The following is a 13,452-nucleotide window of genomic DNA, read 5'->3' on the forward strand; positions in this document are numbered from 1 at the left end:
TAGCCGAACGGCCGTTTGGAGCGGAGGATGGCGTGTGGAAATGACGACGGAAAGTCTTTCCTTCTCCCCTTGCGGGAGAAGGTGTCGCCGAAAGGCGACGGATGAGGGGTCGCACACGCGAAAACGCCGCGACGGCTGCTGGGCTGTCGCGGCGTTCGATGTCTGAGAGACCCCTCATCCGACCTGCTTCGCAGGCCACCTTCTCCCGCAAGGGGAGAAGGATCAGATGCCGGGCACGATCGCCTTCAGGCGCGCTTCGCCGGTCAGCGTCTCGTGGTGCGGCGGGCCGCCCATGCCGCCTTCCGGAGGCGAGCCGCCGGGGAAGCCGCCGGGCGGCGGGCCGGGCGGGCGGCCGTTCAGGCCTCGCGGTGGCGGACCCATTCCACCGGGGGGAGGACCCATTCCACCGGGAGGCGGACCGCCAGGGCCGCCCATGCCCGCATCGTCCTTCCAGTCGGCGGCGGGATCGACGCCCAGCACCAGGGCCAGGACGTAGCCGTCCTTGCCTTCCTTGACGCTGGCGACCATGGCCTCGCCGCCTTGCAGGGCGATGCCGTCGTGGCGGTTGAAGGTGTCGCGCTTGCGGGGGCGCCTATAGGCCGGGAGGTTCTCGTACAGATATTCCGACAGGGCGTCGGGCACGAACAGCTGGGCGGTCAGGGCCGTGCGGGCGTCCAGGTGCACCTTGATGTGGATGTGCGGGGTCCGGCCCTCGTACCAGCCCGGCCAGACCGTCTTGAACGCCACCTTGCCGGCCGCGTCTGTGATCTGGGCGCCGCGCAGGAAGGTCTTGTCCTTGGCGCCGGCCTTGTGGTCGTCGCCCTGGCCTTCGTAGCCGGAATAGAGCCCCTGCGCGTCGCAGTGCCAGATATCGACCCGCGCGCCCTTCAGCGGCCGGCAGGCGCCGTCGACGACGGTCAGGGCCACGGTCACCGGCGCGCCGGTCTTGCCCTCGGTGATGTCGGCGCGGTTCAGCTTGGGATCGAACCAGTAGGGCCCTTGCGTCACCTGCGGGGTCAGGGCGCAGACGCCGTCGGCGGCGACCGCGGGACGCGAGCCCACGGCGATGGCGGCGAAGGGCGCGGCGCCGGCCAGGGCCAGCAGGCCGCGACGGCTGGGGGAAACGGGCGAGGGCATCGAGACTCCGAAACGTGGAGCGGCCCTTGTGGCCGGACGATCATGCCCGCGTATGTCGGGATTTTGCGAGGTTGCAACCTTGGCGGCCGCAAGTGGGGCGGTAAGCCGAGGAACCTCCCCCCGTGGGGGAGGCGGCTGAAGGCCGGTGGGGGGTCGTTTTCAGCCGCCGAGGCGTTGGCAGTCTTCGCAGACGCTCCCCCCACCGATCGCTTCGCGATCACCTCCCCCATAGGGGGAGGTTCTTGAACGACTACAGATACTTGCTCAAACTCAGCTTCGAGAGGCTGCTGATCATCGAGTACATCGCCTCCAGCTGGGTCTCGTACTGGGTCGACAGGATCGCCGTCTCGCTGAGGTCGGCGTCCTTCAGGTTCGAGACCAGGGTGTCGATGCTGTCGATCTTGGCCGTGTTGCGCTCGGTCAGGTCCGACAGGCTGGAGGCCTGGATCGAGACCTGCTCCTGCAGCGCGCCGACGCCGCTGACCGCGTCGCTGACCATGTCGTAGGCCGACGAGATCACCGAGGAGTCGGTGGGCGAGGCCAGCACCATCTTCAGCGCGCGGGCCAGTTCCTCCAGCGCCGAAGAATTGGCGCTGACCGACAGGTTGATGGTCTGGCCGTCGGTGGTGGTCAGGGTCCGGCCCGTCGTCGAGCCCTGGTAGTAGCCGGTGTCGGCCACCGAGGTGTCGGCCGTGGGGTCGTAGTCGGCGTCGCTGAAGTCGGCCGGCGCGGTGTTGGTCGCCGTGCCGCCGAACAGATAGGTGTCGCCCGACTGGCTGTTGAGCAGGGCCTGCAGGTCCGACAGCCAGTCGGTGGCGTATTGGGTGATCGTGTCGGTGTCGGTCGTCGTGCCGCTGAGCATCGAGGCCAGCTGGCTTTTGATGGTGGTCGCCAGGTCGGCGATGCTGCCCAGGGCCGAGTAGGACGCATTGACGATGGCCGTGGCGTTGCTGGCCGCGGTGTTCTCGGCGGCCAGCTGGGTGCTCTGGCTTTGCAGGCGCAGCACGCTGCTGCTGTCCTTGCCCAGGCCGCCATAGGTGGTGGACTTCAGGCCCGAGGAGGTCTGGGTCTGCTGGTCGGCGAGCTTGGCCTGCACCTTGAGGGTGGTGGTCAGCATCGAGGTCGACTGGCCGAAGGTGGAGATGCGGCTGATCATGGCTAGCTGACCATGCTGATCAGGGCGTCGAACAGGTCCTTGGCCATCGAGACGAGCTGGGCGTTGGCCTCGTACTGCGACTGGTAGGTCGTCAGCATGGCCAGCTCCTCGTCCATGTTGACCGCGGTGCTGTTCTGCAGGCGCGTGGTGGCCGCGTCATAGGTGGCCGTGGCGGTCTCGGAGTCGGAGGCGGCGTTCGACACCAGGGTCGCCGCGCCGGCGACGAAGCTGGCGGTGTAGGACGACAGGGTCACCGTCTTGGCGCCCTGGTCGCCGGCGGCCGAAAAGCTCAGCTGGCTCGACAGCATCGCGGTCAGGGCGTCCAGCGTCGTGGTGTCGGAATTGGACACCGCCCGGTCGCCGGCCGACAGCGTGCTCGTGGTGTCCAGCACGCCGGTGGCCAGGCGGCTGTAGTCGCTCGCCAGGCCGGACGAGACGGCGATGTCGGTGGCGCTCGACCCCGAGAACAGGTCGTTGAAGCCGAAATAGTCCGAGAAGCCCTGGCTGTCGTCGCCGACCGCGGCGCCGATGTCGCCCAGGGCGATGCCGTTGGCGCTGTCCTCGGCCGTCAGGGACAGCTTGCCGTTGGAGTCGATGGAGGCGGTCAGGCCGTCGATGGCGTCGAGCGCCGAAACCAGGTCGTCGATGCTGGAATAGCTGGAAAGGTCGAGGTCCTCGGTCGAGACCGTGGTCCCCGAGGCGTTGACGATGGCCACCCGCAGCGAGCCGCTGGCCGAGAACGAGTCCGTGGTCGACACCGACGAGGCGCTGGTCAGGCTGGACGGCGCGGGCGAGGCGACGCCGGCGTTGGTGATGGCGTTGACCTGGCTGATCAGGGCGCTGGCCAGGGTGTCGAGCTCGTCCTGCTCGTTGACCAGGGTCTCGTCGCGCAGGGTGATCAGCGCGCCCAGCTGGCCGGAGCTGACGCTCTCGGTGATGTCCTTGCCGTTCAGCGTCACGCCCGAGATGTTGTCGGGATAGACGCTGGTCGCGCTGAGCGCGCTGGAAGCATTGTAGCTCAGGGTCGCGGCCGTGGTGCCCAGCAACTGATCGCCACCGGTGGTGTAGACCATCACCCGGTTGTCGGAGGTGGTGTAGCTGTTGATGCCGATCAGGCCCGACAAGGTGGTCACCGCCGCGTCGCGCTGGTCCTGCAGGCCGGTGATGTCGCCGCCCTGGGCGGTGACCGAGGCGATCTGGTCGTTCAGCGAGGCCAGCGACTTCAGGGTCGAGTTGATGGTGTCGACCGTCGTGCCGATCTCGGTGTTGGCCTGGGTGCGCAGGTCCTGGATCGAGGCCGACAGGCTGCTGATCCCCGAGGCCAGGGACGAGGCGGCCGAGACCAGCGAGCCCTTTTCGGAGTCGCTTTCGGGGCTGGCGGCCAGGGTCGTCAGGGCGCTGGTGAAGGTCGAGAGCAGGCTCGACAGGTCGTCGCCGCCGTCCACCGTGCCCAGCGCCGCATCGTAGGACTGCATGTAGGTGTCGATGGTCGAGGCGTAGCCCGAGGTGGCCGCCGTCTTGACCACGGTCTTGGACAGGTAGCTGTCGGCGGCCCGCTGGATCGTCGTCGTCGAGGCCGTGTTCAGGGCGCTGGTCGCCGACGCGCTGACGCTCTTCCTCGTGTAGGTCAGGTCGTCGGCGTTCGCCACGTTGGCGTTGGCCACCGCGATCTGCATCTGGGTGTTGGCCAGCGCGGACGAGGCGGAGCTGATGATCGACGACAGCGACATGGCGCTTAGTCCTTGCGGCGGCGGTGGTCGCGCAGGGCCTGGACGCTGCCGCGATAGCCGGCGGTGGCGCTCAGGCCGCGGGTGACGGCCTGGATGCGCTCGCGGGTCTCGGACATGTCGGTCTCCAGCGCGGTGACGCGGGTTTCCAGCGCGGCCTGCACGTCGTGCAGGTTCGACAGCATGAGCAGGCGCTGGTCGTCCGACAGGGCCGACAGGCCGTCGGCGATGCTGCGGGCCAGGGCGCGGGCCTCCTCGACCGAGGAGACCACCGGCGTTTCGCGGTCGCGACGCGACTTCTGGGCGCGGACGTGAAGACGTTCGATGGCGCCCATGACTAGCGCACCGCCTGAATGAGGGTGTCGAACATGTCGCTCGTGGTGCTGATCACCTGCGAAGCGGCCGAATAGGCCTGCTGGGCGATGATCATCTTGTTGAATTCGGTGGCGGTGTCGGTGGTCGAGCCTTCCAGCGCGCTGGCCACCAGGCTGCCAGAGCTGCCTTCGCCCGGCAGGTTCAGGTGCACCTGGCCGGCGGCCGAGTTCTCGTCATAGACCGTGCCCGAGACGTGGGTCAGGCCGTTGGGGTTGCTGAAGGTGGCGACCGGGATCTGGTAGATCGCCAGGCTGACCCCGTTGTCGAAATTGGCCGTGACCAGGCCGCTCTCGTCGATGGTGATGCCCGACAGCTCGCCGTAGTTGGCGCCGTCCTGCTCGAAGGTCGGGCTCAGCGACAGGGTCGACGAGGTGGAGGCGTACTGCGTCAGGCCGTCGGTGCCGCCGGTGTCGCCCAGGTCCAGGGTGATGGCGCTGTCGGCCGCGCCGGTGGTCAGGCCGGTGATCGACAGATCGACGGGCGAGGGATCGGTCGAGGCCAGGCTGCCGTCGGAATTGAAGGTGACGTTGACCGTGCTGGGGCTGATCGTGCCCGAGGTGACGCTGCTGTCCGACGTCAGGGTCGGATCCGACAGGCTCAGGGTCCAGGTGTTGTCGCCGGTCTTGGTCCAGGTCTGGCCCACCGTGTGGCTGACGCCCAGGGAGTCGATGATCTCCATGCTGGTGTCGTAGCTGTCGCCGGTGACCGTGTCGGCGGGCAGGTTGGCGGCCATGGTCACCGTCGAGGTGGCCTTGGCCGTGCCGCTGATCGAGTCGAGGTTGATCGCCGACAGGCTGGTCAGGTCGCTGGTGTTGGACGTCAGGATGTTGCCGTCCGAGTCCGTGGCGTAGCCCATCAGGTAATAGCCTTCGCTATTGACCAGATAGCCGTCGGAATCCGTCGAGAAGCTGCCGTTACGGCTGTAGACGAGCTCGCTGCCGGTGTCGCCCGGATCGGAGGCGACCACGAAATAGCCCGAACCGTCGATCGCCACGTTGGTGGAGACGCTGGTGGACGAGATGGTGCCGGTGACGTTCAGCGCCTGGCTGGTCTTGGCCACCACCGAGCTGGTCGAGGTGTTCGAGCCCATCGCGCCGCTGACCAGCGACTGGAACGAGACCTCCGAGGTCTTGTAGGCGGTGGTCGAGGCGTTGGCGATGTTCTCCGAGATCGACGACAGGGCGACGCTCTGGGCGGTCAGGCCGGAGACGGCGGTGGAGAGGGCGGAAGACAGGCTCATCTCGACGCGTCCCTATTCGCTGGCCGACGCCAGCAGCTGAACCTGGGTCAGCAGCGACGAGAGGTTGCTCGACATGGTCGAGGTGGTGTCGGAGAGCGACGACATGGTGTCCGACAGCGAGGTCAGGGTGTCGTTGGTGCTGATCTGCTGCTCCAGCGAGGCGTAGCTGGCCAGCTGGCTGGTGAACTCGGTCGGATCGGTGGGATCCAGCGGGTTCTGGTTGGTCAGCTGGGTCATCAGCAGCGACAGGAAGTCGGTCGTGCCGAGCTGCAGCGTGCTCGACGCACTGGACGTGCTCGTGGTGCTGGCGGTGCTCGTCGTCGAAGAGACGGTGGTCATGGAGAGATCTCCGGTGAAATCGGTCCGACGCCCTGGGCGCCGATCGATGGGTTCAACGGAGGCTCCGCCGCAGATGGGGCGGATTATTTTTCGCGAGGCGTTTCAGGCCTCGCGGGAGATGGAGGCGGCGGCGGCGCGAAGGCGGCAGGGCGTCTCGAACGCTCCGATCCGGCCTCGCGAAAATAAACCGCCCCATCCTCCGGGGACGTCCCGTTCAACCCGTCGAAGCCAGGCCGTCAGAACGGCGGACAGCTTCCCGACCGGAACTCTCCCCCGGGCGGACTCCAGACAGAGAACCGGACTAGAACATGCCAGTTATCTCCACCAACACGGCCGCCAACACCGCCCTGCGCTACCTGAACAACAATTCGGCTGCGCAGAGCGAATCCCTGGCGAAACTGTCGAGCGGCTCGCGGATCGTCAGTGCGAAGGACGACGCCTCCGGCCTCGCCATCGCGACGTCCATGAACGCCGACGTGACCGTGCTCAACCAAGCCGCCACCAACGTGACCAGCGGCACTTCGGTGCTGAACACGGCGGACGGCGCGCTGTCGAACATCGCCGACATCCTGCAGCGTATGAAGTCCCTGACGGCCCAGGCTCAATCGGGGAGCTCGAGCTCTGACGACATCAGCTACATCGACGCTGAGTATCAGCAGCTGCTCGAGGAAGTCGACGACATCACCACGTCGACGACCTTCAACGGCATCACGCTGCTGGACGGCGAGAGCGACTACTACTCCGCAGACGGTTCGAGCGGCGGCGTCGACTTCCTGGTCGGCACCTCGTCGAGCGACGTGATCACCGTGCAGCTGGGCGATGCGGACACCGCCGCGCTCTTGCTCGACGGCACCTCGATCACCAGCTCGTCGGCCTCGTCGCTGATGGACACCATCGACGACGCGATCACGGACATCTCGAAAATGCGGGCCGACGTGGGCGCCACCCTGTCGCGCTTCGAATTCCGCGGTGACGTGATCTCGACCTCGCTGGAAAACCTCGAGTCGGCCGCGTCGGCCATCACCGACGTGGATATCGCGACGGAACAGACCAACTACACCAACGCCTCGACTCTCACGAGCGCGGCCATCTCGGCCCTCTCCAAGGCCAACGAGATGAGCCAATCGCTCCTGAAGTTGCTGCAGTAGTCGGTTCGCTCCGAGAGGGCGCGGGCTCGCCCGCGTCGTCCTGCAGACTGGGCGGGAGGATTCTCTGGATCCTCCCGCCGACTTTCCGGAAATCACCATGACGACGACCAGCACAGTCTCGACCTCGGGGTCGACGTCCTATGTCAGCGGCACGGTTTCGGGTCTCGACACCGAATCCCTGATCGAGACCGCCGTCGCCCAGAAGACCGCGCGCGCCGACACCATCGACGCCAAGGTCACCGTCAACGAAAGCAAGATCGCCTCCTACCAGGAGCTGCAGACCCTGCTGCAGGCCGTGTCCGACAGCATGTCGACCCTGGCCTCGTCGACCTACAGCTCGGTCTCGACGACCACCAACGCCTTCGACGAGAAGAGCGCCTACCTGACGGCCTCCGACGGCACGGACGCCACCGACGTGATCGCGGTCAGCGCCGACGCCGACGCGGTGGCGGCGTCCTACTCGATCACCGTCACCCAGCTGGCCAAGGCGATGAAGGTCGCCTCCACGGCGCAGACCGCCGACACGGCCCTGGGCAAGACCGGGGTGTTCTCGCTCAACACCACCGACGGCGCGGCGGCCCAGATCTCCGTCTCCTCGGACATGACGCTCGAGGACATCGCCGACGCCATCAACGACCAGAGCGGCGACACCGGCGTCGTCGCCACCCTGATCTCCAGCTCTTCGGGCCAGCGCCTGGTGCTGTCGACCAGCGACACCAACCAGGAGATCACGCTCTCCACGGTCTCGGGCGACGACATCGGCCAGTCGATCGGACTGACCGACAGCACGGGCGCGTTCTCCAACGTGCTGCAGGACGCCCAGCCGTCCATCGTCACCATCGACGGCGTCGAGATCGAGAGCGACAGCAACGAGCTGACCGACACCATTCCGGGCCTGTCGATCTCGCTGATGCAGGCCACCACAGGCCAGACCATCACCCTCGACATCGAGGCCAACTACGACGACATCAAGACGGCGATCACCGACTTCGTCGACGCCTACAATGCGTTGCGCGCCTTCGTCGTCACCAACCAGACGGTGGGCTCGGACGGCACGGTGGCCGACGACGCGGTGCTGTTCGCCGACGGCATCCTGCGCGACGTCAACCGCCGCCTGAACGACCTGGTCGGCGGAACCGCCGGCTCGGACGACGAACTGACTGACCTGTCGGCGCTGGGCGTCACCATCAACGCCGACAACGAGCTGGAACTCACCGACGAGACCACGCTCGACAACCTGCTGCTGACCGACCTGTCCAGCGTCGCCAAGTTCTTCGAGACCAGTTTCTCGAGCAGCAACAGCAATCTGAAGCTGCTCAAGAACGACACCACCATGTCGTACGACTTCGACCTGCAGGTCACCGTCACCGACGGGGCGATCTCGGGCGTGTCGGTCGGCGGCAATTCCAGCCTGTTCACGATCTCCGGCAACCGGATCATCGGCGCCGAGGGCTCGATCTACGAAGGCCTGTCCTTCGCCCTGGCCTCGCCGACGACCGGCACGATCTCGGTCGAGATCAACCAGGGCTTCGCCAACATGCTGACCAGCCTGATCGACAGCTACGCCAGCACCTCCGGCGGCGTGATCCAGGAACGGATCGAAAGCCTGGAGACGGTCAACAGCGACCTCACTGACCAGTCCGACACCATCCGCGAGGACGCGGAGACCTACCGGACCAAGCTGGTCGAAAAATACTCGAAAATGGAGACCGAGCTCTACGCGGCTCAGATCCTCCAGCAGCAGATCGACGCAATCCTCGGAGCGAGCAGCGATGACGACGACTAACCAGGCGCTCAGCGCCTATGCGGCTTCCAGCCGCCTGACCGCCAGCCCGCGCGACGTGCTGGCCTCGGTGCACGAAGAACTCTACCGCGCGGTCGCCTCGGCAAAATTCGCCCATGAGCAAGGCCAGCTGGATCAAATGTGCCGACATGCCATGCGCGCCACCCACATCCTGACCGCCCTCTCGACGACGCTGGATTTTTCGGCCGCCGGCAAGGACGGCGCGACGTTGCGAAACTTCTACCAGTACGTGCTGAACGGCCTGCTTCGCGCCTCCCGCCGCAAAGATGTGTCCGCTATGTATCAAATCTCCCTGGACTTGTTGCGCCCCTTTTGCAAAGAACTTCGTTCTGAAAAATAGCAACGTACCGATAGTATCGGAAATGTATCAAGCAAATACAGTAATGTAGTTATTTGATATATGGCACGCAGTTTGCCTGTTCCATTGCGATACAGCGATGGAGGCGAGTAATCGCCATGGCGAATTCAGCGATGATGACGGCGACCGGTGAGTTTGGTCTGTCGGACGTGCGGTCGGACGAGGAGCTCTTCCTCGCCAGCCGCGACGGCGACCAGACGGCTTTCCGGGTTCTGGTCGACAGGCACCTGCGCATGGTGCGGCGACTGGCCCTCAACGTCCTGGGCGACGTGCAGGAGGCCGAGGACGCGGCCCAGGAGGCATTTATTGCAGCCTGGCGCGCTCGCGAGCGCTGGACGCCGGAGGCGAGGTTCTCGACCTGGCTGCACCGCATCGCCGTCAACAAGGCCATCGATCGTCGCCGGGTCCGCAAGGCGGTCCCGGAATCCCAGGAGGTCATCACCCGCCTGGCCGACGCCGAAGTCCAAGGCCCGGCCCAGGCCGAGGCCCTCGCCAACCTCGAACGCACGGAGACCGCCAAGACGCTTCAGAAAGCCCTCGACAAACTCCCGGACACTCAGCGCCAGGCGCTGACCCTGTTCTATTTCGAAGAGCTCGAAGTCGGTAGAATCGCCGACGCCATGGGTTGTTCGGAACAGGCGGTTCGCTCGCTCCTGAAACGGGGCCGGCAAACTCTCAAGACTCGACTCCAGAAACAGAAGAAGATCTGTGGCTATGGACCTGAAACTATTCGAAGCCCGGCTGAAGGCGCTGGGACCCGCGCTTGACCGCTGGCCGGCCGACGAGGCCGAGGCGGCGATCGACCTGCTGTCGGCCTCGCCCGAGGCCCAGGACCTGTTCGCGAAGATCACGGCCGAGGATATCGGCGTGTTCGACGACCCGGGCGGCGATCTCTCGCCCCTGGCCGAGCGGATCGGCAGGTCGCTCTAGAGGGCTCTCAAGGTCGGGAGCGCCTTGAAGCCGTCGTGATCGGCGGCGCATGTTCGGCGGATCGTCCACGCGAGGATCCGCCGCATGCCCTTTCGCCTCTCGACGCCCGCGCTGCTGCTGGCGCTCGCGGTCTCCGCGCCAGCCTTTGCCGATGCGCCAAAGATCGATCCCGAGAAGGAATATACGCCGGCCTACGACCGCTGCCTCAATAGCGGCGACGCCCTCAAGGGGGTGACCGTGGCCATGGCCGGCTGCACCAACGCCGAACTCCAGAAGCAGGACGCCCGCCTCAACCGCGCCTACAAGGCGGCCATGGCGACGCGCTCCAAGGCCCGTCAGGCGACCCTGCGCACGGCCCAGCGCGCCTGGATCAAGCGCCGCGACGCCGAGTGCCAGCAAGACCTGACCGGCGGCACGATCGACATGCTCAACATCGGCGGCTGCCATCTGAGCATGACCACGGTGCGCGCCGTGGAGTTGGAGCGGATGGCCAGGGCGAAGCGGTAGTGCGCATGGGAACCTCCCCCTGTGGGGGAGGCGGCCGAAGGCCGGTGGGGGGACGTTTTCAGCTTCCCGCACGATGGCCGATCTTGCAGGCGCTCCCCCCACCGATCGCTTCGCGATCACCTCCCCCACAGGGGGAGGTTCCCTTTCTCGCCGCTCCCCCAAATTTGCGCCTACGCAAAAACCCTTAGGCGTCGCCCCCGAATTTACCCCTACGCGGAGAAGGGGGAATGTGCCGGCGTCACGAGGCGGTTCCCCTCCGCCTCCTTCCCCCTCCCCGGGAGCCTTCGATGCTGTCGCCCCTCCGTCTCGAGCCCGCCTTCGCCCCACCGGCCCTGCCGATGGCCGCCGCCAGCGTCATCCGCTACGCCGCCGGCGAGGAGATCTTCGCCGAGGGCGACACGGCCGATCTCGTCTACGAGCTGGTCGAGGGCACCGTGCGCACGGGCCGGCTGCTGCGCGATGGCCGCCGGCAGATCGACGCCTTCCACTTCGCCGGCGAGGCCTTCGGCTTCGAGGCCGGCGACGTCCACCGCACCACGGCCGAGGCCGTCGGCGAGGTCGCCGTCCGCATCGTCCGCCGCCGGGCGCTCAGCGACCTGGCCGCCCGCGACGGCGATGTGGCGCGCCGCCTCTATCAGGTCACCATCGCCGGCCTGCAGCGCAGCCAGGATCACGTGCTGATGCTGGGCCGCCGCAGCGCCTGCGAGCGGGTGGCGGGCCTGCTGCTGCTGCTGGCCGACCGCGCCGGCGGATCGGAGATCGACCTGCCGATGAGCCGCCAGGACATGGCCGACTATCTGGGCCTGACCATCGAGACCGTGTCGCGCACCCTGACCCAGTTCTCGCAGGAGGGCCTGATCGCCTTGCCGACCGTGCGCCACGTCGAGCTGCTGGAGCGCGACGCGCTCGAAGCGCTCTGCGAATAGTAGAACGGCCTCCCCGCGGGTGCGGGGAGGCCGTTCGTCGGTCTCAAAATCTGGAGCCGATCAGGCCGCCGGCAGTTCGCCCATGGCGCTCTGCAGGTAGTTCTGCTCACCCAGCGACTTGATCAGCGACAGCTGGGTTTCGAGGTAGTCGATGTGCTCCTCGGTGTCGTTGAGGATCTCGCGCAGCAGTTCGCGGCTGATGTAGTCGCGGGCCTGCTCGCACTGGACGATGCCAGGCACCAGCAGTTCGCGGTTGAACAGCTCGATCGACAGGTCGGCGGCCAGGCATTCCGGCACGTTCTCGCCGATCTTCAGCTTGTGCAGGTCCTGAAGGTTGGGCAGGCCTTCGAGGAAGAGGATGCGGTTGATCAGCTTGTCGGCATGCTTCATCTCGCCGATCGACTCTTGATAGACGATCTGGCCGAGGCGCTTGAAGCCCCAGTTGTCGTGCATGCGGGCATGCAGGAAGTACTGATTGACGGCCGTCAGCTCGTTGGTGAGCACAGCGTTGAGGACGCGGATAACGCCGGGATCGCCTTGCATGGCGGCCTCCTAAGGTTCGAGTTCGCCCGCACCCTTAAGCTGCTTTTCAAGCGCTTCAACAGTAATGTCTGCAAGTGTTTCGCAGCCTCACAGAAAAGCGTGAGAGTGCTTCGCGGTTACTGAAAAACCACGACTTTGCGTCGCAAGACGCCCTATTCGGCGGCGAAAGCCAGAGCTTCGCGGGATTCCTGAATCATCTGGCGCATCTCGCAGACGCACTTGGCGCACTGCGCCTGGCAGCCCTTGTGGCGGAAGATGTCGGCCGGACGAGTCGCCCCCGCGTCGATCGCGGCGCGGACTTCACGCTGGCGGATGCCGTTACAATTGCAGACGTACAAGGAAAGAACGCCCTACCGAATGATTGTCATTCTCATCTAACAGTTTTCCACCGGTTTGCAACTGACTCTCAGTCGAGTTCGCAGCGACGTGCGGTCGCGGACGAGGTTTTCACGCTCGGCGCCGAACATGGCTTGTCGCCCAAAGTCGCGCTCGGCCCCAAATCGGCGTAAAGGCGGCGCATGACGCTCGACTGCCGCCTCTATCTGATCACCCCGCCGTCCCTGCCGGACCTGGCCGCCTTCGGCCGCCAGCTGGCCCGCGCCCTGGAGGGCGGCGACGTGGCGGCCTTGCAGATCCGCCTCAAGGATGTGCCCGACGATGTCGTGGCCGCCGCCGTCGTGGCCCTGGCGCCGATCGCCCGCGCCCATGACGTGGCGCTGATCCTCAACGATCGCCCGGACCTGGCTGCCCGCCTCGACTGCGACGGCGTGCACGTGGGGCAGGGCGATACGCCCTATGCTACCGCCCGCAAGCTGATGGGCAAGGACCGCATGGTCGGCGTCACCTGCCACGACAGCCGCCACCTGGCCATGGAGGCCGCCGAGGCCGGGGCCGACTACGTGGCTTTCGGAGCCTTCTTCCCGACCACCACCAAGGACGCCCCGATCGTCGCCGAGCCCGACATCCTGTCGATCTGGCAGGAGACGATGGAGGCGCCGTGCGTGGCCATCGGCGGCATCACCGCCGCCAACGCCGCCGGCCTGGCCGCGTCGGGCGCCGACTTCCTGGCGGTTTCCGGCGGGGTCTGGGCCCATCCGGAAGGCCCGGACGCGGCCGTCGCGGCGCTGAACGCGGCCATCGCCGAAGGACTGGCGACGCGCGGCTAAGGCCTTGGCAGGGCGCTCTCGGCCTTTGCAAGCCTGAGCCGATTTTTCACCGAGCATCCCCGCGAAGGCGGGGATCCAAGCCGAGTTTGAAGGTGG

At 66.5% G+C, this 13,452-nt stretch carries 16 protein-coding genes; 8 read left to right on the forward strand and 8 right to left on the reverse strand.

What is annotated here, in order from left to right; translation table 11 throughout:
• Positions 1-222: 222 nt before the first annotated feature.
• The 6 genes from I4Q42_RS00630 to I4Q42_RS00655 form a co-directional block, all read right to left on the reverse strand.
• The gene (locus I4Q42_RS00630) at positions 223-1,137 is read right to left on the reverse strand and encodes an intradiol ring-cleavage dioxygenase (protein WP_198574140.1); all 915 of its coding nucleotides are present in this window, start codon (positions 1,135-1,137) and stop codon (positions 223-225) included.
• Between the two features lie 250 nt (positions 1,138-1,387).
• Complete coding sequence (locus tag I4Q42_RS00635; RefSeq protein WP_198574141.1) at positions 1,388-2,293, reverse strand: flagellin; 906 nt, start codon at positions 2,291-2,293, stop codon at positions 1,388-1,390.
• 2 nt (positions 2,294-2,295) lie between these two features.
• Positions 2,296-4,023: a flagellar hook-associated protein FlgK gene (flgK, locus tag I4Q42_RS00640; protein WP_198574142.1), complete on the reverse strand. Its 1,728-nt coding sequence runs from the start codon at positions 4,021-4,023 to the stop codon at positions 2,296-2,298.
• Positions 4,024-4,028: 5 nt separating this feature from the next.
• Positions 4,029-4,355, reverse strand: a complete 327-nt coding sequence (locus tag I4Q42_RS00645; protein WP_198574143.1) for a hypothetical protein — start codon at positions 4,353-4,355, stop codon at positions 4,029-4,031.
• Positions 4,356-4,357: 2 nt separating this feature from the next.
• Positions 4,358-5,635 (reverse strand): flagellar hook protein FlgE, encoded by a 1,278-nt coding sequence (flgE, locus tag I4Q42_RS00650; protein ID WP_198574144.1) that lies wholly within the window; start codon positions 5,633-5,635, stop codon positions 4,358-4,360.
• Positions 5,636-5,647: 12 nt separating this feature from the next.
• Positions 5,648-5,974, reverse strand: a complete 327-nt coding sequence (locus I4Q42_RS00655) for a flagellar hook capping FlgD N-terminal domain-containing protein (RefSeq protein WP_198574145.1) — start codon at positions 5,972-5,974, stop codon at positions 5,648-5,650.
• 308 nt (positions 5,975-6,282) lie between these two features.
• Between I4Q42_RS00655 and I4Q42_RS00660 the strand changes: the two genes are divergently transcribed.
• The 7 genes from I4Q42_RS00660 to fixK all read left to right on the forward strand — a co-directional run bounded on the left by I4Q42_RS00660 (position 6,283) and on the right by fixK (position 11,647).
• Positions 6,283-7,122, forward strand: coding sequence for a flagellin (locus tag I4Q42_RS00660; RefSeq protein WP_198574146.1), 840 nt, complete (start codon positions 6,283-6,285; stop codon positions 7,120-7,122).
• A gap of 97 nt (positions 7,123-7,219) precedes the next feature.
• Positions 7,220-8,908, forward strand: coding sequence for a flagellar filament capping protein FliD (gene fliD / locus I4Q42_RS00665; protein ID WP_198574147.1), 1,689 nt, complete (start codon positions 7,220-7,222; stop codon positions 8,906-8,908).
• A complete protein-coding gene (locus I4Q42_RS00670) occupies positions 8,895-9,266 on the forward strand; it encodes a flagellar protein FliS (RefSeq protein ID WP_198574148.1) in 372 nt (123 codons plus the stop codon). Before fliD ends, I4Q42_RS00670 begins: the two co-directional genes overlap by 14 nt.
• 53 nt (positions 9,267-9,319) lie before the next feature.
• Positions 9,320-10,051: an RNA polymerase sigma factor gene (locus tag I4Q42_RS00675; protein ID WP_232792758.1), complete on the forward strand. Its 732-nt coding sequence runs from the start codon at positions 9,320-9,322 to the stop codon at positions 10,049-10,051.
• Entirely contained in the window at positions 9,999-10,214 is a 216-nt protein-coding gene (locus I4Q42_RS00680; RefSeq protein ID WP_198574149.1) for a hypothetical protein, read from the forward strand. Before I4Q42_RS00675 ends, I4Q42_RS00680 begins: the two co-directional genes overlap by 53 nt.
• Before the next feature lie 84 nt (positions 10,215-10,298).
• Positions 10,299-10,721, forward strand: coding sequence for a lysozyme inhibitor LprI family protein (locus I4Q42_RS00685; protein WP_198574150.1), 423 nt, complete (start codon positions 10,299-10,301; stop codon positions 10,719-10,721).
• A 287-nt stretch (positions 10,722-11,008) separates the two neighbouring features.
• Positions 11,009-11,647, forward strand: coding sequence for a transcriptional regulator FixK (gene fixK, locus I4Q42_RS00690; RefSeq protein WP_198574151.1), 639 nt, complete (start codon positions 11,009-11,011; stop codon positions 11,645-11,647).
• Positions 11,648-11,707: 60 nt separating this feature from the next.
• On the opposite strand, the gene bfr is transcribed toward fixK, so the two are convergent.
• Positions 11,708-12,190 (reverse strand): bacterioferritin, encoded by a 483-nt coding sequence (gene bfr, locus I4Q42_RS00695; RefSeq protein ID WP_198574152.1) that lies wholly within the window; start codon positions 12,188-12,190, stop codon positions 11,708-11,710.
• A gap of 152 nt (positions 12,191-12,342) precedes the next feature.
• Complete coding sequence (locus I4Q42_RS00700) at positions 12,343-12,528, reverse strand: (2Fe-2S)-binding protein (protein WP_110121027.1); 186 nt, start codon at positions 12,526-12,528, stop codon at positions 12,343-12,345.
• A gap of 180 nt (positions 12,529-12,708) precedes the next feature.
• Here I4Q42_RS00700 and thiE point away from each other — a divergent pair, with 180 nt between their 5' ends.
• Positions 12,709-13,356 carry a thiamine phosphate synthase gene (thiE, locus tag I4Q42_RS00705; RefSeq protein WP_198574153.1) on the forward strand — a complete coding sequence of 216 codons (648 nt, stop codon included), beginning with the start codon at positions 12,709-12,711 and terminating at the stop codon, positions 13,354-13,356.
• Positions 13,357-13,452 lie beyond the last annotated feature (96 nt).

This window comes from Caulobacter hibisci (assembly GCF_016135805.1).
GTDB lineage: Bacteria > Pseudomonadota > Alphaproteobacteria > Caulobacterales > Caulobacteraceae > Caulobacter > Caulobacter hibisci.